Origin of the sequence: Paraburkholderia kururiensis JCM 10599 = LMG 19447, from assembly GCF_003986935.1 — a bacterium.
In the GTDB taxonomy this organism is placed as follows: Bacteria; Pseudomonadota; Gammaproteobacteria; order Burkholderiales; family Burkholderiaceae; genus Paraburkholderia; species Paraburkholderia kururiensis.
In genome coordinates this window covers 58,980-78,699 of the sequence record NZ_RJZE01000018.1, presented here as the reverse complement: position 1 = coordinate 78,699, position 19,720 = coordinate 58,980, and the positions used below count along the sequence as shown (strand labels likewise).

Sequence of the window (19,720 nt, the reverse complement as noted above, 5' to 3'; positions counted from 1 at the left end):
ATGCATATCCTGATAGCGGGTGGTGGAATTGGCGGTCTTGCCGCAGCAGCCGCGTTGCTGCAGCGGGGGATCGACGTCGATGTCTACGAACGGGCGTCCGAGTTGCGGGAGGTAGGTGCCGGCATCCAGATCAGTCCGAATGGCAATGCGGTACTCGATTCGCTTGGCGTATTCGAGCAGCTAAGGGCTCTCTCCTGTGACCCGGCGCGCAAGGAATTCCGCCTGTGGAACACGGGCAAGCCCTGGCCGATGTTCAGCCTGGGCAAGTCCGTCATCGAGCGCTATGGCTATCCTTACCTGACCGTTTACCGGCCCGATCTACATCAGACACTGGCTGATCGCGTACGCGCGCTCAAGGCCGACGCAATTCATCTGGACAGCGCCGTAACCGGCTGCGGGCAGCATGACAGCGGCGCCACCCTGATCCTGCAAAACGGCCAGCGCATCACCGCAGACGCGTTGATAGGCGCCGATGGCTTGCGTTCGGTGGTCCGCAATGCATTGTGGCCCGATACCGACGCAGCGTTCTCCGGCATGGTGACGTGGCGCGCGTTGATCCCGATGAAGAGCTTGCCGGAGCATATGCGCCAGTCGGTCGGATCGACGTGGATCGGACCTGGCGGCCATGCTGTCAACTATCCGCTGCGTGGCGGCGAAATCATGAACTTCGCCGCCACTATCGAAGGCAAGAGCTGGACCGCCAAAGCCAGCTTCGAGCAGGGCACCGTTGATGAGTGCCTCGATGATTTCAGGGGATGGCATGAGGACGTGCAGACCATGATCCGGCTGGCGCCGACCCTGCTGAAGTGGGCTCTGATGAAACGCGAGCCCATTCCGCAATGGACGCAGGCGCGCATTTCGCTGCTCGGCGATGCTGCACATGTGACGTTACCGTTTCTCGCGCAGGGTGCAGTCCACGCTATCGAAGACGGCACGGTGCTGGCACGTTGCCTTGCGGGCGAGGAGCCATCAGGCGTCCCGCGGGCGCTGTTGCGTTACGAACATGCGCGAATCGGGCGCACCAGCCGGATGGTCCGAGGTGCGACGGACAACACGGAGCGCTTTCACAGCCCGGAACTCGCCACTGAGGCGTCGGCGGCCCTGTACCTGGAACGGGAATGGAGTGCCGCGCCAATAGCCGAGCGCTACGACTGGCTCTATTCGTACAACGCGAATACGGTCGAAATCCAGTCAGGGCATCCATGAGCAGCAAACTACTGGCGGGCGTCCGGGTGCTCGACCTGACCAACGTGCTGGCCGGCCCGTTCGCCGGCTATCAGCTCGCGTTGCTGGGCGCCGACGTTATCAAGATCGAAACACCGGATACCGGCGACCTCGCACGTCAACTGGGAGCCGATGCCGGACTGAACCGGCGCGGCATGGGCACATCCTTCCTGGCGCAGAACGCCGGCAAGCGTTCACTGTCGCTCAACCTGAAAAGCGAGGACGGCAAGACTGTTTTCCGACGGCTCGCGGCCAGCGCGGACGTCTTGCTGGAAAACTTCCGGCCCGGCGTAATGGACCGGTTAGGCCTCAGCTACGACGCCCTCAGGGAGGTGCGTCCCGAGCTTGTCTACTGCGCGATCTCCGGCTTCGGCCAGAGCGGGCCGCTCGCCTCCGCACCTGCGTACGACCAGATCATCCAGGGGCGCGCCGGCGTAATGAGCGTAACCGGTGACGCAGACTCGGCCCCACTGCGCGTCGGCTATCCAGTGTGCGACACGATCGGCGGCATTACCGCGGCATTTGCCATCGCAAGTGCGCTCGTGCGCCGCGAACGCGATGGTATTGGCGGCTTTATCGACGTGTCGATGCTCGATTCCGCCATCGTCACGATGGGCTGGATCGTGTCGAACCAGCTAATCGCCGGACGCAGTCCGATGCCGATGGGAAACGACAACTTCACCGCGAGTCCGTCAGGTACGTTCAGAACCCGGGAAGGACTTCTTAACATTGCCGCGAACAAGCAGGAGCAGTTCGAAACGCTGTGCCGGCTGCTCGGCGCGCCGGAGCTTGTTTCCGACCCGCGCTTTGCTGAACGCGAGGCACGCAAGCTGAACCGGGCGCAGCTCACCGAGGCGCTCGAGGGGTATCTCGCCGCGCATGACGCGTCATGGTGGGAAAAGCGCCTGAATGACGCGGGCGTTCCCGCCGGGCAGGTGCTGGACGTATCGCAGGCGCTCGCGCAACCTCAGGTGGCCCATCGCGAGCTAACGATGACGTTGCCGATCAACGATCCCGAGCGGGACAGCATCGCAGTCACGCGCTGCGGATTCCAGGTTGACGGCGCACCGCAGTCGGTCGAACAGGGGCCGCCGACCCTCGGACAGCACAGTGATGAAATCCTTCTTGAAGCAGGCTTCACGACGGATGAGATCGCGCTATGGCATGCCAATGGAACGATATAGGGTGAGACGACATGAACATCCCTTATGAGAGAGCCATCGACCTGTTATCGCAGGTGAAGACCTGGTGGACCACGCGCATCATCGACATCCGGCCGGGCGTCATCCGTATCAAGGGCATGCCTATCGAGACGCTGATCGGCAACGTCAGCTACGCGCAGATGGTCTGGCTGATGCTGCGTGACGACGAGCCGACGCCCGCGCAGCTCGCATTGCTGGAAGCCGCGCTGGTGGCAGCTGTGGACCATGGCCCTCAGGCTCCGTCTATCTCGATTTCGCGAATGAGCGTAACGTGCGGCGTGCCGCTCAATGCCGCGATGGCGTCGGCCATCAACGTGCTCGACGGCGTGCATGGCGGTGCCGGCGAACAGTGTCTGCAACTCTATGAAAGCGCCCTTGCGAAGGCCGTCGCGCAGCCGCTCGAGCGGGCGCTGGAAGAAGCGCTCGCGGAATTCACGATGGCGCATGGAAAGATGATTCCCGGCTTTGGCCACCGGTTTCACCCGGTCGATCCGCGCTCGGTAAGGCTGCTTGCACTCACCGACGATGCGCAGCAACGCGGCGTGATTGCGGGCCGTCACGCCGCAGTGGGACGCCTGATTGAACGCACGCTCGAGCAGCGCACCGGCAGGAAACTTCCGATGAACATCGACGGCGCGACCGCGGTCATCTACGGCGAGCTCGGCTTTGAACCGGCGCTCGCGCGAGGGCTCTTCATCCTCTCGCGCTCGGTTGGCATCCTTGCGCACGCGTGGGAGCAAAAGCAGCAAGGCGGCCGTATCAAGGGGCCCCTGCCGCCCGCGCTCGGTTACACGTATGCCGGCAAGGATTGAACCGTCCCGGCCGTGAGCTTCCCACATCGTCACGCGCGGCACGCCCGGCGCGTCCTTACTCACGGCCTTGAAATCGCCCGGAGAAGCACTGCGAGAATGCAACGGACCAGCGTCGCCCACGTCGGCAACGCACAGGCCTTCGACGCGTAACAACAGGTCGTGAGTCAATCCCGAAGTGAAGCAATCATGAAATCGATGACATCGTTTATTGATCGCCTGCCTATCGCCCGAAAGCTTCTCGTGTTGGGAATTGCGATTCTTCCCGTCATAGCGGTACCGACATACCTCCAGTTCATGTCATCGTTGAACGCCGTCAGCGCCGCCAATACCGAACAAGCTGGGCTGGAGTCGGCACGCGGACTCCTATCGCTGATTCAATTGACACTGCGGCACCGGGCGTTATCCGCAACCATGCTTGGCGGAGACAACTCTGTCCTCGCGGCTCGCGAAGAGACACGGGTAGCAGTGGACCAGGCCCTCGTCAAGATCGACCTCCGTCTGAAAGCACAAGGACTGCCCCCCGATATGGCGCGCGCATGGGAAAGCGCTGCCTCTCAATGGCGTGAGCTTGCTGCGGCGGTCGATGCGCGCAGGCTCAGCGACAGGGAATCCGCCGTGCGGCACATGGCCGTTATTGGCCAGTATCTATCGGTCGTTGATCTCCTGCTTGACGACACTGGACTGGCGCTCGATTCCGAGGGGGGAACGCACTATCTCGTGAGGGCGGCACTCGTGAGCTTGCCGAAGCTCACCGAAACGCTGAGCCAGACAAGGTCGAGGGGCGCCGGCATTCTGACAAGAGGAGAGGCCAGCCCGACGGATCGGGCCATGCTGGCCTCGCTGTCGCAGATAGCCTCGGACCAGATGGAAGATCTTCGCAAGGCTTTCGACAAAGTCTTCCGGGCGAAGCCCGAACTCCAGACCGCACTCGCAGCGGCGCGGGATCGTGCGAACGCACCGATCAGCAAGGCGCTGGATCTGGCCAGTCGAGAGATCGTCAATGCCGGCGCCGTGCACTACGCGGCAATCGACTACGTCAAAACGTTCACGGCTGCAATCGACCCCCTCTTTGAACTCAATGCCCGAGCGCTGGACAGTCTTCAGGCCCGACTGGACGCGCGCTTAAACCGCGAGAATCGAGCGATGCTGATCCAGTCAGGCCTACTGATCCTGATGCTTCTCGTCGCAATCGGACTGTCCAGTATCGTGGTACGGCGCATTACGGGGCCTCTCGCTCGTGCCCTTGCCTTAGCGAACCGCGTGGCTGACGGGGATCTCACCAGCCGCATCGAGGTAACCACTGTCGACGAGACGGGCCAGTTGCTGCAATCACTCAAGGCGATGAACAGTAACCTTGCTGGTATGGTTTCCCGGATTCGAACTGGCGCCCAGACCATTGCCAGCGCTTCAGGGCAAATTGCGGCAGGCAACGCCGATCTGAGTTCGCGCACGGAAGAACAAGCCGCGTCACTGCAGGAAAGCGCGGCGAGCATGGAGCAGCTAACCGCAACGGTGCGTCATAACACCGAAAGCGCGACACAAGGCACCGTGCTCGCATCGCGTGCATGCAAGGTCGCTGCGCACGGCGGCGAAGTAGTCGGGCGCGTGGTTCATACGATGCGCGACATATCAAGCAGTTCCGCGAAAGTCGCCAACATCACCGGCACAATCGAAAGCATCGCGTTCCAGACGAATATTCTCGCGCTGAACGCAGCCGTAGAAGCAGCACGCGCTGGTGAACAGGGACGCGGCTTCGCAGTGGTCGCGAGCGAAGTGCGCAGTTTGGCCCAGCGTGCGGCAACAGCGGCGAAGGAAATCAAAGAGCTGATCGGAGAATCAGTGAATCGCGTGGCGGCCGGCATGGAACAGGTCGACGAAGCCGGTCGTATGATTAACGAAGTGGTGTCCGCCGTACGCCATGTGGCGGAGTTGATGGGAGAGATCGCTGCTGCCTCGGCCGAGCAGCACAAGGGTATTGAGCAAGTGAATTCGGCGGTGGTGCGGCTCGATGAAGTCACGCAACAAAATGCGGCTCTGGTTGAGCAGACATCGGCAGCCTCAGAGGCGATGAACGAACAGGCACGCCTTCTCAAACATGCGGTTGATGTATTCAAGGTATCCGACGAGATTCTGCGAAGCCGCCCGTTCGCTGTGTGCGCGAGTGAGGTTTTGCCCCTACGCGCCGCAAATGCCCGGGCAATCGCATAGCAATTCTGCCCCTCCCCAGTTTTAATTCGGACCACAGTTAGAGAGCGATGCGGATTGACCATAGCGGTCGATTGTCAGCGTTTCCCATCGCCCATTAACGCGGTAGTCGTATCGAAAAGAAAGGGTGCCCACCGGAGAGACTGCGACGTACATGCCGTCACGGTCGGCGATCTTGTACAAGGCTGTGCGGGGTTTGAGGTTGCGAAGTGCAAACTCCGTGAGCATCGATTCTCGTTCTCCTGGTTGGTACAACTTTACCGTCACCAACCACGAGCCCTCAATGTGCCTGCAAACCCGCACCACGCCTGGCTTTCTGGAAAAATTTCTACCGTCACGCCCGAATCTCGCTGCCGGTAGATTATCGAGTCCGAATATTGAATGAGATGGATATGAGCGAGGTCCGCCACCGCTCAACGTCATCTGCCGACAAGCCGAATGTCGTCAGGGTCTAGACGAACGCTGCAGCAAACGAAGCCAATCGGCAATTGCATTAATTACCGCAGTCGGCTGTTCGGGAATCAGCGCATGGCCCGCGTGTGGAATCACTACCACCGACACGCGCTCACCCAACTCACGACGCACGTCTTGCGAGTATCTACCCGGTATCACCGCATCCTCTTCGCCCTGGATGTCGAGAATGGGAACACGTCCTCCGGCCGTGATGTATTCATCAGGCTCGCTAGCATTAAACGCTTTCCACTGGCGCTTTTGAAGATCCGGATACCACCCGTCTAGCCAAACCCTGGCGTCGTTGCCTTTCGCGAAATACGCAACCTCCAGGCTTTGCAGCCGCTGCGCAGCGGGCACTGATAGATCAGAGGCCTTCGCAATAGCTGCACGAACATCTTTGTCGAGGGGCGCTCGTCCAGATGCGGCGACGAGAATTACACCGCTAACCAGGTCTGGCCGGTCCGCAGCTAACATTCGTGCAACCGTGTTGCCGTAAGCATGGCCGAGAACCACAGCAGGCCCTGTTCCAGTCTGCTCGATTACCGCCGCGACGTCCGCGGCATAGTCGTGCAGAGTCATCGGATTTGATGGGCTTGTGCTCTGCCCGATGCCGCGAGGTTGAGGCGCAATCACGCGAAAACCTCGGTCGGCGAGTTCGGAGGCGATTTCCCCAAAATCCTCTGCGCCGCGCCCCAGCGAGGCAACCATTACTATCGATGGGCCGCTGCCCCAATCCAGATATTCAATCGCGCCATCGCCTGTTGCGATCGTGCGCCGATGCAAGTCTGCCGCCGCTGACGCAAAAGGGAGCGCGATGAGCGTAAGCAGGAACATGAAACGCCTTCGCATACCAGTAATTCCTTTCTCAAAAAAAAATTGCCCGGTTACACCAACTTTCTTAAAAACGTTGACGAATCCCTGCGATTACGTTGACCTGTTGCTTCGTTCTCGACGGCGAATTAAGCCACGTGACTGCAGTCGCCCGCGCGCCGTACGCCCACACGGCATCGCTGAAGACGTAGATGTCGGTGCGTTTCGACAGCGAATACGTCACACTCAGCGAGCCGGTCTGCCAGTGCATCGGGGCGTTCGACGGCACGCCGCCGTAGTTGCCGTTCGTGTAGATGTAGGATGCACCGAGCAGGATCGACGGCGTGACCTGCCATGTCAGCGAGGTGTCGTAGTTGTCGAGGTGCAGCGACGTCTGATCGAGATATCGAAAGCGGACGTCCGAGAACAGCACGTTCCACGTCACCGGGCCGAACATGTACGCGCCGCCGGCTCCGAACTCGCGCTGCCGCTCGACGCCGATGGCCGTACTAAGTGGGCTGGTGTGGAACAGGATGAATGGCGCACCGACGTAGTCGTCGGTGACGGCGCCTGTCGGAATCGCGTTGCCCGGTCGGTCGATGTCGAGATACGCGGCGGCGGCGCGGAAGCTCGTCTGTTGGTAGCTGATGCCGAAGCTGGTCGCGCGGTTCGCGCCGAACGAACCGGCCTGATTGCTGAACGCATACAGACCTTGCACCGACAGTCCGTGAACCTCAGGGCTCACATATTTGACCGAGTTGTTATAGCGAAAGCCACCGAACGCATTGTCGTTGTCGCCGATATGCACAGCGAGACTGTGGGACGCAGTAGCCGCTTCGAACTGCTGCAGGTCGTCCCAAAACAGGTCGTACTGCCGGCCGAACGTGATCGAACCGAACTGGTTCGACGACAAGCCGATGAAGGCCTGCCGCCCGAACATGCGGCCACCCTGCTGGAACGCGCCGCTGGTGATATCGAAGCCGTTTTCGAGCTGCGCGATCGCCGCGTAGCCGCCCCCCAGATCTTCTCGGATTTTCAGGCCCCAGCGCGAGTTCTGCATCGTACCCGACAGCATCTTGATGTTCGAGTGTCCTTTCTCCGCACCGACGTATTCGATTCCAACCGACATCAGCCCGTAGAGCGTGACGCTGCTCTGCGCGGCGGCGAGCTGGCAGAACAGGATGCCGGCTGTGGCGGCGACGATCTTTTTCATTGTGCGTCTCCTTAATAATTTTTGCTTTATATTATTAGGTATACTAAATAACAAAAATACTCTGATGACTTTCCGACCACTGCTTCGCTACATTGATAAAACCGCTAGTCGGCCAGCGCGACGTTGACGTTCTTCAGGCGCGTGAATTCGTACAGTTCTTCCTTCGACTCTTCGCGCCCGATGCCCGATTGCTTGTAGCCGCCGAACGGCGCGCCCGGAATATGGATCGAGCAGTCGTTGATCCACACATAGCCGGCTTCGACGCGCGCCGCGCCGCGATGCGCGGTCTTCAGGCTCGTCGTCCAGATCGATGCCGTCAGGCCAAGTTCGAGCGCGTTGACCGCGTCGAACAGCTGCGCTTCATCGCGCCAGCGCATCACCGACAGCACCGGCCCGAAGATTTCCTCGCGCGCGATCGACATCGACGCGTCCACATCCGCGAAGATCGTCGGCTCAACGAACAGGCCGCCCTCGAGCCGCGGGTCGTCCGGCCGTTTGCCGCCGCACACGAGCCGCGCACCCTCTTCGACGCCCGCGCGGATGTAGCGCATCGTGCGGTCGAACTGTGCTTTGCTCGCGAGCGCGCCCATCGTTGTGCGCAGATCGGTCGCGGGACCGGGCACGTAACTGTCCTTGACGCGCACTGCGAGGGCTTCGACGAAGCGGTCGTGAATCGAATCCTCCACGAACAACCGGCTCGTCGATCCGCACGACTGCCCACACCACGTGAAATTCATGCCGCGCGCCGCGCCCGCGACGGCCTTGTCGAAGTCGGCGTCGGGGAACACGATCATCGCGTTCTTTCCGCCGAGTTCGAGCAGCGCGTGCTTCATCGTGTCAGCGGCAGCGTGCAGCACGGCCTTGCCTGCCGGCACGCTGCCGATCAATGCAATTGCGGCTATGCCGGGGTGCGCGGCAAGCGCCGCGCCCGTGTCGCGGCCGCCCGTCACACAGTTGAGCACGCCGGGCGGGAACAGATCGGCGAGTAGTTCCATCAGACGCACGGTGGACAGCGGCGCCTGCTCGGGAGGCTTGACGATCACCGTGTTGCCCGCCGCGAGCGGCGCCGCGATCTTGCCCGCCGCGAACATAAACGGATGATTGAACGGGAAGATTCGCGCGATGACGCCGAGCGGCTCACGCACCGTGTAGTTCAGCGAGCCGTTGCCCGTTGGCAAGGTTTCGCCTTTCACTTCCAGCACGAGACCAGCGAAGTATTCGAGCTGCGTCGCGGCAATCTCGGCGTCCGCGCGCATCGCGCCGACCGGATTGCCGCAATTGGCGGCGTCGAGCAGCGCGAGATCGAGCGCGTTCGCGCGGATGCGCGCAGCGGCTTCGCGCAGGCGACGCGCGCGCTCGAGCGGCGGTGTTGCAGCCCACGCGGGAAAGGCGGTGCGCGCGGCAGCGACTGCGGCATCGACGTCGTGCGGAGTCGCTTCGAACGCCGCACCGAGGCGCGCGCCCGTCGATGGATTGATCGTGTCGAACATGCGCGCGCCGGCGGGTGTATGCCACTCGCCGCCCCAATACAGCCCCTTCGACGCAGGGACGAGCGACGCGACACGCGACGAGAGATCGTGGACAGGCGGCGTGCCGAAAGCGGACGTCATGTGGATTCTCCAGGGATCATGAGGTTCGGGAACCGTCGAATCATTGCGGGAGCGCGTCGGCGGGCGCGGCGGGTTCGCTGCGGCCACGGCGCGTCGCGGCGCTGAGCACCGCGACGCAGGCGGCGCCGATCAGCGAGGTCATCCCCATAGCCACGAACGAGCTCCGCGCGCCCCGCTGCATCGCGATCGCGCCGCCGATCAGGAGCGGGCCGATGAACGAGCCGATGCGTCCGACGCCGACCGCCGAGCCTACCGACGTCGAGCGCAGTTCCGGTGGGTACGTCATCGCCGCGATCGCGACGAGTCCGGCGACGGCTGCGGCGATCGCGAGACCAAAGACCAGCACAAACATCATCGTCAACCAGTACCCGCCGGTGAAGAGGCCGATTGCCGACGACGACAGTGCCGCCACGACCAGCGATCCGACGATCGCCGCGTACGCGCCGAGCCACTGCATCAGCTTGCCCATGAACACAGTGCCGAGCGTCGCGCCGACCATGCTCATGGTCATCGCGACGCCCGTCTGAGCGGGCGTCATCCCCGCCATCTTAAGCAGCGACGGCGACCACGCGGTCATCGCCGTCAGCGTGAGCCAGACGAAGAAGCACGCGGTCCACAGTGCGGCCGTGCGGCGACCGTTGCCGTGCGAGAACAGCATGCTGAGGGGCACTTTCTCGCGTGCGTCCTGCGCCGCGACGAAACGCGCGTCGGCCGGCAGCGCGATGCCCGGTACCAGCCGTTCGACGATGCCGCGCAGCTTGCCAACGGCCTCCGTCGAATGCAGCGTACGGGCGAGCCGCGTGTACGATTCCGGCACCGTCAGCGCGATCAATACCGCGAGCGCGCCAGGCACCACGCCACCGACGATGAAGAGTGACTGCCAACCCATCAGCGGCATCACGTTGGCGGCGAATAGACCGCCCGCGATGCCGCCAACGGGAATGCCCGTCCACATCCACGCGATCACGTTCGAGCGCGTCTTCGCCGGCGCGTATTCGCACGCAAGCCCGACGAAGCACGGCGCCGCGCCGCCCACCCCCACGCCCACCAGCAGCCGATACGCGAACAACGCCTCGAACGATCCCGCCGACGCGGTCACGAACGAGAACACCGAAAAGATCGCCACGGACAGCACCAGCGTGCGCTTGCGTCCCCAGCGATCCGCGATCAGCCCGAGCACCATCGCGCCGATCACGAAGCCCCCCTGCGACGCCGAGAAGACCGGTCCGAGCAGCCGGTGATCGAGCTTGAGCGCGGCGGCGATCCACGGCGCGCCGATGCCCATCGCCATCGAATCGAAACCGTCGAGCACCGCGACCAGAAAGCAGGCCGCGAAAATCCAGTATTGCAACTTCGAAATCGCGTGCTGATTGATCAGCCGCGAAACGTCGATCGGGGTGTCGCGTGAAGCCATGTCCGTCTCCTGTTGGCCGGCGTGTGCGCGCCAAGCGCAGCGCCGGTCTCGTTCGGCCTGCCTATCCGGCGCGCAGGCGTGCCGGTCCGTCTCGTCCTGTCTCGTTGTTCGCTGCTGTCTTCTTTCGCCGTGCTACGACACCAGCCGCGCCTGGCCGCGCCAGTACGCTTCGCGCAGCGCCATCTTGTCGACCTTGTCGGTCGATGGCTTGCGCGGCAGCGCGGCGATGAATTCGACGCTGCGCGGTTTCTTGTAGCTCGCGATCAGCGTGCGGCAATGCGCGAGAATGTCGGCTTCGGTGAGCGTCTGGTTCGCGCGACACACGACAAACGCCTTCACGCACTCGCCCCACACGTCGTCAGGCACGCCGACCACGGCCGCTTCTGCGACCTGCGGATGGCGCATGATCGCTTCCTCGACTTCGCGCGAATAGATGTTTTCGCCACCCGACACGATCATGTCTTTCTTGCGGTCGACGATAAACACGAACGCGTCGTCGTCGAGATAACCGACGTCGCCCGTATGGAACCAGTCGCCGGAAAACGCGCAGCGCGTGGCTTCCGGCGCGTTCCAGTAGCCCTTGAACATCGCATCGGAGCGGATGCAGATTTCGCCGATCTCGCCCGGCGCTGCGTCCTTGCCGTCGCCATCGACGATGCGGACCTCGACGCCGTGACACGGCTGTCCGCCCGACGCGAGCCGCTGGGCCGCGAGCTCGCCGCCGTAGGGATCGTGCTGGCACGCGAGCAGCGAACTGATCGTCACTTCCGTCATCCCGTAGACCTGCGTGAACACCGCGCCGAAGCGGTCGATCGCGCGCCGCAGCAGACTCACCGACATCGGTGCCGACGCATACACGACCGTGCGCAGCGACGCGACGTCGTGCGACGTCGTTTCCATTGCATCGAGCATGCGGTGGATCATGATCGGCGCGAGATGCGCGGCTGTCGACTGATGCTCGCGGATCGACATGAGCACGGCGAGTGGGTCGAACGCGCGATGCAAATACGTGACCGCGCCGACCAGCGCGTACGCGTGCTGTTCGGTGAGACCGCCGATGTGATAAAGCGGCATCACCACTTCCATCCGGTCGTCGGTTTGCGACGCATGCGCGAGCGCCAGCTTCGCCGCCTGCAGATACTGCCCGCCGTTCGACAGCATCACGCCTTTGGGTTTGCCCGTGCTGCCGCTCGTGTACATCAGATAGACGATGTCGTCGTCGGTGGCACGCGTTGCGGGTGCATGCGCATCGGCACCGGCGAGCAGGTCTCCGTACGCTTGCGCCCAGGCGGGTGCGTCGTCGAGGCAAACGAAGCGCACGTCCGGCAGCATGCCGCGAAACGCTTCGACGCGCTCGCGATACTGCGCCTCGAACACCAGCACGGCGGGCTGGCAATCGCCGAGCACTGCGAGCTGTTCGGCCGCCGACAGCCGGTAGTTCACGCCGACGGCAACGAAACCGCCGAGTTCCGCCGCGCCGTAGCACTCGAGATATTCGGTGCGATTTTGCGACAGGATCGCGATGCGGTCCTGATGCTTCGCGCCGAGCGCAACGAGCGCATTGATCAGCCGCACGACGCGATCGCGAAACTCGCGATGCGTGGTCGCGCGGCCTTCGAAGACGATCGCAGGCTGCGCGCCGAACAGACGCGCATTACGTTCGATCAGTTGACCGAGATTCATCCTGTGTCCCCAGTTGGATCATCGTGCCGATAGTCCCTTCCTGAATCACGTCGTCGCGCTGGTTGCGCAGAATCAGACGGCGCTCGACGATCGCGCGCGCGCCGTCCGACGTGATCCGCTTGTCATGAACGATTACGTCGATATGCACGGTGTCGCCGACGCGCAGCGGTTTGCCGAAACGCCACTCGTGCAGCCCCGTCGCACCAATCACGCGTTCGGCGAACATCGGCAGCATGGTGGCCATGCCCATCGCGAGCATGATGCCGAACGAGCCGTGCAGCAGCCGCTCGCCGCCCGTTTCGGCGCGGCAATATTCGAAGTCCGCGTGAATCGGGTGCCAGTCGCCGCTCAACATGCAGCTGAACGACAGATCCGTTGGCGTGAGCGTGCGGCCTGCGCTGCGAAAGCGCTGACCGATCGTGAGCGCATCGAAGGCGGCGGTGGTCGGGTGCATGCGTGCGGTTCCGTGATCGTGCGATGACGTTACGAACGGCGCTGCGCGCTCTGGCCATGCGTTTCGAGGCCCGGCTTGTATTCGCCCTTCAGGAAATCGTTGATGCCGGCTTCGACCCAGTCGCCGCTTTCCATGCTCGCCTGCAGGGATTTCAGTTCGACCTGCTTGGCGAGCGTGTAGTTGATCGACGCGTCCCAGCTCATTTCGAGCGCGTAGCGATAGCCGTCCTTTGTTGCGCGCAACGCAGTGAGATCCTTCTGCGCGATCTCCTGCGCGATGTCCATCGTGAAGGTGCGCAATTCGCTCGCGGGCACCGCGTAGTTGATCAGGCCGATGCGCGCCGCTTCCGTGCCGTCGAACGGACGGCCCGTCAGCGCATAAAAGAGTGCTTCGCGCGGACGCAGCAGATTGGCGAGCGACTTCGACACCGTGCCGCCCGGAAACAGCTTGAAGTTCACTTCGGACAAGCCGAACGTCGCGTTATTCGCAGCGACCGCGAGATCGCAACCTTCGACGATCGAAAACGCGCCGCCGAAACAGAAGCCGTTGATCATCGCGATCGTCGTCTTCGGGTAGTAGCGCAGCGTGCGGCCGCGCCATTCGCACGCGGTGCGGAAGATTTCGTCGAAGCGCGCGGGCGAATCTTTCGTTTCGAAGAAGAACTCCTTCAGGTCCATCCCCGCGCAAAAGGCTTCGCCCGCGCCCGTGAACACCAGCACCGCGACGTTGTCGTCGTAGCGCAGCTTCTCCAGCAAATCCGTCATCTCGCGATGCAGTTGCGGGCTCATACAATTGCGCTTGTTCGGACGATTCAGCGTAATCGTGGCGATACGGTTATCGATGTCGACGCGCAAGGTTTCGTAGTTCATGTTTTCTCCGGGTAACGGGTATCGTTGATCATGTATCATTGATACGTATCTTAGATACGCGTTTGCTTGCACTCCATGGGTAGTTCTACTTAGACTGCCCCACTACTTCTATCGACCGCTTCAGGACAGACTCACCCATGCCTTCCGACGACAACCTCGACGTCACGCTGAATACCAAAGCGCTGACTCCAGGCGGCTGGAGCAGTGCCACGCTCGATCAGCGATTCCTGCAGCGCCGCCTCGGCTATCACATCCGCCAGATAGAAAACTTCAAGAACGCGCTACTCGAACCCGTGTTCGACCAGCACGGCATTCGTCCCGTCGATTACTGCATCCTCGCGCTGCTCGAAACGAACGACGGCGTCACGCAGACCGCCATCGCCGATACCCTGCACGTGCAGCGGACCAACCTGGTGCGCAGCATGTCACGCCTCGAAGGCCTCAATTATGTCGGGCGCGCCACCGACGAATCGGACAAACGCAATCAGTTCCTCGTGCTGACGAAAGCGGGCCGCGAAGCGCTCGCGCGGCTCGACGCGGAACTGGAGGCGTACGAAGCCGCATGGACCGCGAATCTCACCGAAGCCGAAGTCGCCCTGCTTGGCAAGCTGATGCAGCGCCTCTACGACCGCTGAATCGGCCACTCAATCGAGCCGCGGTGCTTCGCGGCGAGGTTGCGGCAGCGGCTCGCCGAGTCCACGGTCGCGCGCCAGTTCGACGAGCCGCATGCCGAGCGCCAGATCGGAAACACCCATTCCCATCGCCTTGAAGATCGTCAGATCATCGTCCGCATCGCGCGCGATTCGTTTCGCGACGACGTCGCACAGCGGCAGCACACGGCTCCAGCCGTCGGCTTCGTTTTTCCCCGTGGAAAACGCGCGAATGTATTCCGTTGACAGACGCCGCGCCGTGCCGGCGTCGTCGACGACCGCTTTCGTGCAACGCGCGAACACGTCGTCGGCGAGCTCGACGCGGTCGCTCGTGATCGCACCGACCGCGTTCACGTGCGTCCCACGCGCTAGCGCCGACGCGGACAGAAACGCTTCCGTCGCGCGCGTGACCGTAGTAACGATCGGTGCATTGGCGACGGCCTCTTCCACAGACTTCGCCTCGACGATTTCGATGCTCGTAAACTTCGCGCGCGCCTTGTCGACAAACGCGCGCCGCTTGTCGGCCGTAGGACTGAACACACGCGCGAGTTTCAGCTTCCGCACCGCCGCGACGGCCGCAAGCTGCGAGATCGCCTGCTTGCCCGTACCGATCAACGCAAACACATCGGCGTCCGGCTGCGCGAGCCATTTCGTCGCGACACCTGAAATGCCGCCCGTGCGCATCTGTCCGAGCGCGAACGCTTCGACGATCGCGCGCAACTGACCGTTTTCACTATCGAAGAGAACCAGCAGCGGACACGCGCCGCCGTCCGTGTGCGCCCAGGTCTTCGTGCCGATCATGCGCGCCCGCGGAAACGCCGCACCAATCGCGTGAAGATTGCTGTGTCCCCACGCAACATGCGTCTTGCTCATGTTGGTCGCCGCACCGCTCGCCTGTTGCGCGAGGCCCGTTTCCAGCGCCGCGATCGCGCCAGACAGGTTCATCATCGCGACAACCTGTTGCTCCGAAATCCAGACCGGTTCTGACATATCAGCTTTCCTTGTCGAAAATCGACGGCACGGGCGGCTGCAGACCCAGCGTATTGACCGCGATCGCATGCGTGACGTAACGGCCGATCAGCAACACGAACGCCATCGCCTCGGCGGGCGTGACGAGCGCGGCAAATGCGTCGAATTCAACCTGCGCGTCGAGCCCACGCGTGCGCAGCGCCTTGAGCGCATACGCTTGCGCGGCTCGATCAATGTCATTCAACGCCGTCGATGTCGATGGCTCGAGCCGCTTGATCTCCGCAATCCACTCGCGCGCGAAACCGAGTTTCTCGCTTAACCGTTCGTGTTGATGCCGCTCATAGCGGTTCTCCATGAAACTCGCAACCGTCAGCGCACCGAGTTCGGTCAGGCGATCCGGCAGCGCATCCTTCAGCGCATCGGTGAAATGCATGAAGGTCAGCGTGACGTCGGGCGCGTTGCCCGCGCACTTGAACAGTTCGCCGAGATAACGCAAACGCTCGACGCGCGGCGTCAGATACGCGGCGAGATCGGCGCGCATGTCGGACATTTCCAGGCGGGGAATTCGCTCGCTCATCGTCGTCTCCATCAGATCAGACCGGCGCGATCGAGCACGCCGTCGAGACGCGCTTCGAGTTCGCGGGTCGCGGGCATCATCGGCAGACGATGATCATTCTCGCGCAGCAGACCCATGCGCTTCATCATGTATTTGATCGGGATCGGGTTCGTGTCGTAGAACACCGACTGGTTCAGCTCGAACAGCGCGAAATGCAGCTTGCGCGCGGTCGCGTAATCGTTGCGCTCGACCGCTTCGACGAGATCGGCGACCTTGCGCGGCGCGAGGTTGCCGACCGCGTTCATCAGCCCGCACGCGCCCACCGCTAGCATCGGAAAGCTCAACTCTTCGAGCCCGACGAACACGCGCCAATCGTCACCGAACGCGTCGAGCATATGCGTAACGAAGCCCATGTCGTTGACCGCGTGCTTCATGCCGACGAGATTCGGCACACGCTCGCGGATCGCCTTTACGGTGGCGAGTTCCATATTGACGGCCGCGCGGCCCGGAATGTGATAGATCAGCAGCGGCTTGTCGGTGCGCCTGCCGATATCGACGTAATACTCGACGAGTCCGCGCTGTGGCGGACGGATGTAGTACGGCGTCACCACCAGCATGCCGTCGACACCCGCTTTATCCGCGTGTTCGGTGAGTGCGACGGTTTCCGCATGCGATTGCGAGCCCGTCGCAGCGAGCACGGGCACGCGACCCTGCGCTGCTTCGATCGCGACGTCGACGAGGCGATTGCGTTCTTCGACGCTCAACACGCTCGGTTCGGCCGTCGTGCCGTTGACGAGCACGCCGTGCCCGCCATTGACGATCTGCCAGTCGATCAGTTTCGCGTACGTGTCGTAATCGACCTGATCCTTCTGGAACGGCGTGACGATCGGCGTAATCGATCCCTTCAGCCATGAGAGCTCACGCATGATTTTGCTTTCCTCGACAATGAAATCAGGCCGCTTTCGCGCTGGAGCGGTTGGTCGAAAACCCCGTTTGCGTGCCGAGCAGCGCGGGCGGTTCCTTCAGGCTTTCCTGCCACAACAGCGACTGCATGTAGATGTTGAGCGGCTGATCCTGAATCGTCAGTTCGTACACGTAGTCGTCGTAGGACGCGTGGTTGTGCACGGCCCAGCCGGGCGCGGAGAGCATCAGATCGCCCGCTTTCCACTCGTAGCGATTGCCCACAACCATGCTGTAGCCGCTGCCGGAGAAGTAATAGTTGATCGCCGCAGACACATGCCGATGCGGACGATCGGCGATCTTCGGCGGGCGGATGGTCATCGTTGCGAAGAAGTTCGGCGTGATGCCGTTGGTGCGGCCGGTGACGGGGTTGTACATCATGTACAGACGCCGTCCGACGTAGTCCGCGCCGAGTGCTTCGAGCTTGTCGAGTTCGGCTTTCACTTGCTGCCACGGAAAATGCAGCGGTGTGGATTCAACGACTTGCGGATTGATCAACGTTTCATACGGCATCAACAGACCGCCGTCCTCGCCGATTGGAAAAGTGCCGAACGGATTGCGGTGCTTGGGATCGTCGCTCGCATGCATCGTCATGGTTTCGGGCGGCGCTTCGAGTTCGACGCCGAACTCGCACACGTAGACTTCCATGTGCTGCAGCAGCGGAATGTTCGAATAGACGAGGCGCACCTGCACGTCACTCGTGTCGTTGGTATGCGAATACGCAACGAAAGCCGGGTGGTTCCAAACGTCGTACTGTTTGAAGCCGATCGTGCGGCCAGCGACGCGCGTCGAGCCGCCGCCGCGGATGCAGAAGTTCACTTCCGTCGCGTTGTGGCGCATAGGCTCGGTCGACTCGCCCGGCAACAGCACCTGAAGCGACACCCGAATGCCCGGCGCAAGACCCAACGATCCCTCACGTGCCGACGGGTGCACGATCAGTGATTGGCGGTGGCCGTCGGCGGGCTTCGGCAGCGACGCGAGGCGTTCAACTTCCGCGTCGATCTGTTCGCGGCTCATGATCACGGGCGCCCAGTAGTGGTTTTCGCGTGCGCGCTGTCCCGTCTGATCGACAAAACTTGCTTGCGCGGGCGCGAATTCGCGTCTCAGTTCATGCATCGTGCAGTCTCCTCAAAGCGCCGCGCGCATCGTCGTGTTGCGCGCAACAGTTGATTTCGAGTCGAAAATTACCCTCACCGATTTTGGCGATCAAGATTGATATTTCAAATCAATATAAAATCGACGCGATGCTGCAACTGGTAGCCCGGCCGGCTGGCTTAGGCCACCAGGCCGGTCACGATTCCGCTTCAAAAGCCCGCCGCGTCGGCTAAGATTCGGGAATCCCTATTTATGTTGATTAGATTGATCGATGGCGCCCAGAGATTTGATGACCCGGGAAGAAGTGCTCGACCGCTTGCGGATCAAGCCGGGCACGCTGTATTCGTACGTAAGCCGTGGGCTGATAGGCACGGCGCCGCACGACGACGGGCGGCGGAGCCTGTACGTGCGCGCGGACGTCGAGCGGGTCGGGAGCCGCAAGCGCGGGCGCACGCCGCGCGCGGTGTCGGCCGAATCGACGATGCGCTGGGGTGAGCCGGTGCTCGCGTCGGCCGTCACGCATATCACGCCGGAAGGCCCGGCGTATCGCAACCGTTCGGCTGTTGACCTGGCGAAGGCGGGCGCGTCGTTCGAATCCGTGTCGCAATTGCTGATGACGGGCATCTGGCAGGACGGCGTCACCGCATGGAGCACGCTCGACACGCCGTCAGACGTGCTGCCGCTCTTTCATGCGTATGCCGGAAAACTGCGTGCCGGAGACATCGCGAATCTGCTCGGCATGGTGCCGCTCGCGCTCGCGATGCAAGGACGCGGCGCGGCCGAAATCTCCGACGGCAGCGCGGTTCAGTGCGCGCGTCTGTCGATGCAGACCATGGCCGGATGCCTTGGTTTTCTGAGCCGTAAGCGAGCCTTCATCGCGCGCGATCCGGGCGAAAGTCTCGCCGCGCATCTGCTGCGCGCGGCGGGCGGAAAGCGCACACCGGACGCACTGTTCGCGATCAACGGCGCGCTCACCGTGCTCGCTGACAACGAACTGGCGCCCGCCACGTTCGCCGCGCGCGTGGCGGCTTCGACGCATGCGGACCTGTTCAACTGCCTCGCTGCGGCGATCGGCTCGCACGTCGGCTTTTCGACGGGCACCGCCACCGAAAAAGTCGAAACGCTGCTGCTGCGCGACATCGCTGCAGGCGAGGTTGCCGCGCGTCTGCAACTCGTGCGCGAGTACGGCGCGAGCCTGTTCGGCTTCAACCACCCACTCTATCCCGACGGCGACGCGCGCGCCAATCTGATTCTCGAACAGGTGCGCGCGCTGCGCCACGCGACGCCAGCGACCCGGCCGACGCTCGATTTTCTCGATCTCGTGAAGCAGAAGCTCGGCATGCATCCCGGCGTCGCGATCGCGCTCGTGACGCTGGCGCGTGCGCTCGGCTTGCCGGACGGCACCGCGACCGCCCTGTGGATCGTCAGCCGCACGGCCGGATGGGTGGCGCATGTGCTCGAACAACGCTCGCAGGCGTTTCTACTGCGCCCGCGCGCGAAGTACATTTCGGGCGCGCGCCTGTGACGCGCGATTTGCTTGT

17 protein-coding genes and 1 pseudogene are annotated in these 19,720 nt (G+C 62.7%); 6 read left to right on the top strand and 12 right to left on the bottom strand.

Annotated elements, in window-relative coordinates; all coding sequences use genetic code 11:
• The 4 genes from PKKP23_RS21565 to PKKP23_RS21550 all read left to right on the top strand — a co-directional run bounded on the left by PKKP23_RS21565 (window position 1) and on the right by PKKP23_RS21550 (window position 5,446).
• Window positions 1–1,206: an FAD-dependent monooxygenase gene (locus PKKP23_RS21565; protein ID WP_126878357.1), complete on the top strand. Its 1,206-nt coding sequence runs from the start codon at window positions 1–3 to the stop codon at window positions 1,204–1,206.
• The gene (locus PKKP23_RS21560; RefSeq protein WP_126878356.1) at window positions 1,203–2,408 is read left to right on the top strand and encodes a CaiB/BaiF CoA transferase family protein; all 1,206 of its coding nucleotides are present in this window, start codon (window positions 1,203–1,205) and stop codon (window positions 2,406–2,408) included. Before PKKP23_RS21565 ends, PKKP23_RS21560 begins: the two co-directional genes overlap by 4 nt.
• An 11-nt stretch (window positions 2,409–2,419) precedes the next feature.
• Complete coding sequence (locus PKKP23_RS21555) at window positions 2,420–3,238, top strand: citryl-CoA lyase (protein ID WP_126878355.1); 819 nt, start codon at window positions 2,420–2,422, stop codon at window positions 3,236–3,238.
• A 186-nt stretch (window positions 3,239–3,424) separates the two neighbouring features.
• Window positions 3,425–5,446 carry a methyl-accepting chemotaxis protein gene (locus tag PKKP23_RS21550; RefSeq protein WP_240659087.1) on the top strand — a complete coding sequence of 674 codons (2,022 nt, stop codon included), beginning with the start codon at window positions 3,425–3,427 and terminating at the stop codon, window positions 5,444–5,446.
• Window positions 5,447–5,497: 51 nt separating this feature from the next.
• Here PKKP23_RS21550 and PKKP23_RS34590 read toward each other — a convergent pair.
• From PKKP23_RS34590 to PKKP23_RS21510, 8 genes and pseudogenes are all read right to left on the bottom strand, one after another.
• A pseudogene (locus PKKP23_RS34590) lies at window positions 5,498–5,671 on the bottom strand (Arm DNA-binding domain-containing protein); the annotation flags it as partial.
• 216 nt (window positions 5,672–5,887) lie between these two features.
• Window positions 5,888–6,730 carry an alpha/beta fold hydrolase gene (locus PKKP23_RS21540; RefSeq protein WP_240659086.1) on the bottom strand — a complete coding sequence of 281 codons (843 nt, stop codon included), beginning with the start codon at window positions 6,728–6,730 and terminating at the stop codon, window positions 5,888–5,890.
• Between the two features lie 64 nt (window positions 6,731–6,794).
• Window positions 6,795–7,919, bottom strand: a complete 1,125-nt coding sequence (locus PKKP23_RS21535; protein WP_126878353.1) for a porin — start codon at window positions 7,917–7,919, stop codon at window positions 6,795–6,797.
• 104 nt (window positions 7,920–8,023) lie between these two features.
• A complete protein-coding gene (locus tag PKKP23_RS21530; protein ID WP_126878352.1) occupies window positions 8,024–9,529 on the bottom strand; it encodes an aldehyde dehydrogenase family protein in 1,506 nt (501 codons plus the stop codon).
• Window positions 9,530–9,569: 40 nt separating this feature from the next.
• On the bottom strand, window positions 9,570–10,943 hold the full coding sequence (locus PKKP23_RS21525; protein ID WP_126878351.1) for an MFS transporter: 1,374 nt from the start codon (window positions 10,941–10,943) through the stop codon (window positions 9,570–9,572).
• A 132-nt stretch (window positions 10,944–11,075) separates the two neighbouring features.
• Window positions 11,076–12,626: an AMP-binding protein gene (locus tag PKKP23_RS21520; RefSeq protein WP_126878350.1), complete on the bottom strand. Its 1,551-nt coding sequence runs from the start codon at window positions 12,624–12,626 to the stop codon at window positions 11,076–11,078.
• Window positions 12,598–13,080: a MaoC/PaaZ C-terminal domain-containing protein gene (locus PKKP23_RS21515; RefSeq protein WP_126878349.1), complete on the bottom strand. Its 483-nt coding sequence runs from the start codon at window positions 13,078–13,080 to the stop codon at window positions 12,598–12,600. The genes PKKP23_RS21520 and PKKP23_RS21515 overlap by 29 nt, the downstream gene beginning before the upstream one ends.
• Window positions 13,081–13,109: 29 nt before the next feature.
• Window positions 13,110–13,949, bottom strand: a complete 840-nt coding sequence (locus PKKP23_RS21510; RefSeq protein WP_126878348.1) for a p-hydroxycinnamoyl CoA hydratase/lyase — start codon at window positions 13,947–13,949, stop codon at window positions 13,110–13,112.
• 137 nt (window positions 13,950–14,086) lie between these two features.
• Here PKKP23_RS21510 and PKKP23_RS21505 point away from each other — a divergent pair, with 137 nt between their 5' ends.
• The gene (locus PKKP23_RS21505; protein WP_017776262.1) at window positions 14,087–14,584 is read left to right on the top strand and encodes a MarR family winged helix-turn-helix transcriptional regulator; all 498 of its coding nucleotides are present in this window, start codon (window positions 14,087–14,089) and stop codon (window positions 14,582–14,584) included.
• 9 nt (window positions 14,585–14,593) lie between these two features.
• Here PKKP23_RS21505 and PKKP23_RS21500 read toward each other — a convergent pair whose 3' ends face one another.
• From PKKP23_RS21500 to PKKP23_RS21485, 4 genes are read right to left on the bottom strand one after another with little or no spacing between them, the layout of a single operon-like run.
• Window positions 14,594–15,589 (bottom strand): ornithine cyclodeaminase family protein, encoded by a 996-nt coding sequence (locus tag PKKP23_RS21500; protein WP_126878347.1) that lies wholly within the window; start codon window positions 15,587–15,589, stop codon window positions 14,594–14,596.
• A gap of 1 nt (window position 15,590) precedes the next feature.
• On the bottom strand, window positions 15,591–16,145 hold the full coding sequence (locus PKKP23_RS21495; RefSeq protein ID WP_126878346.1) for a carboxymuconolactone decarboxylase family protein: 555 nt from the start codon (window positions 16,143–16,145) through the stop codon (window positions 15,591–15,593).
• Window positions 16,146–16,156: 11 nt separating this feature from the next.
• Window positions 16,157–17,050 carry a 4-hydroxy-tetrahydrodipicolinate synthase gene (dapA, locus tag PKKP23_RS21490; protein WP_126878345.1) on the bottom strand — a complete coding sequence of 298 codons (894 nt, stop codon included), beginning with the start codon at window positions 17,048–17,050 and terminating at the stop codon, window positions 16,157–16,159.
• Between the two features lie 25 nt (window positions 17,051–17,075).
• Window positions 17,076–18,200 carry a cupin domain-containing protein gene (locus PKKP23_RS21485; protein ID WP_126878344.1) on the bottom strand — a complete coding sequence of 375 codons (1,125 nt, stop codon included), beginning with the start codon at window positions 18,198–18,200 and terminating at the stop codon, window positions 17,076–17,078.
• Window positions 18,201–18,468: 268 nt separating this feature from the next.
• Between PKKP23_RS21485 and PKKP23_RS21480 the strand changes: the two genes are divergently transcribed.
• A complete protein-coding gene (locus tag PKKP23_RS21480; RefSeq protein WP_126878343.1) occupies window positions 18,469–19,704 on the top strand; it encodes a citrate/2-methylcitrate synthase in 1,236 nt (411 codons plus the stop codon).
• The last annotated feature ends 16 nt before the right edge of the window (window positions 19,705–19,720 follow it).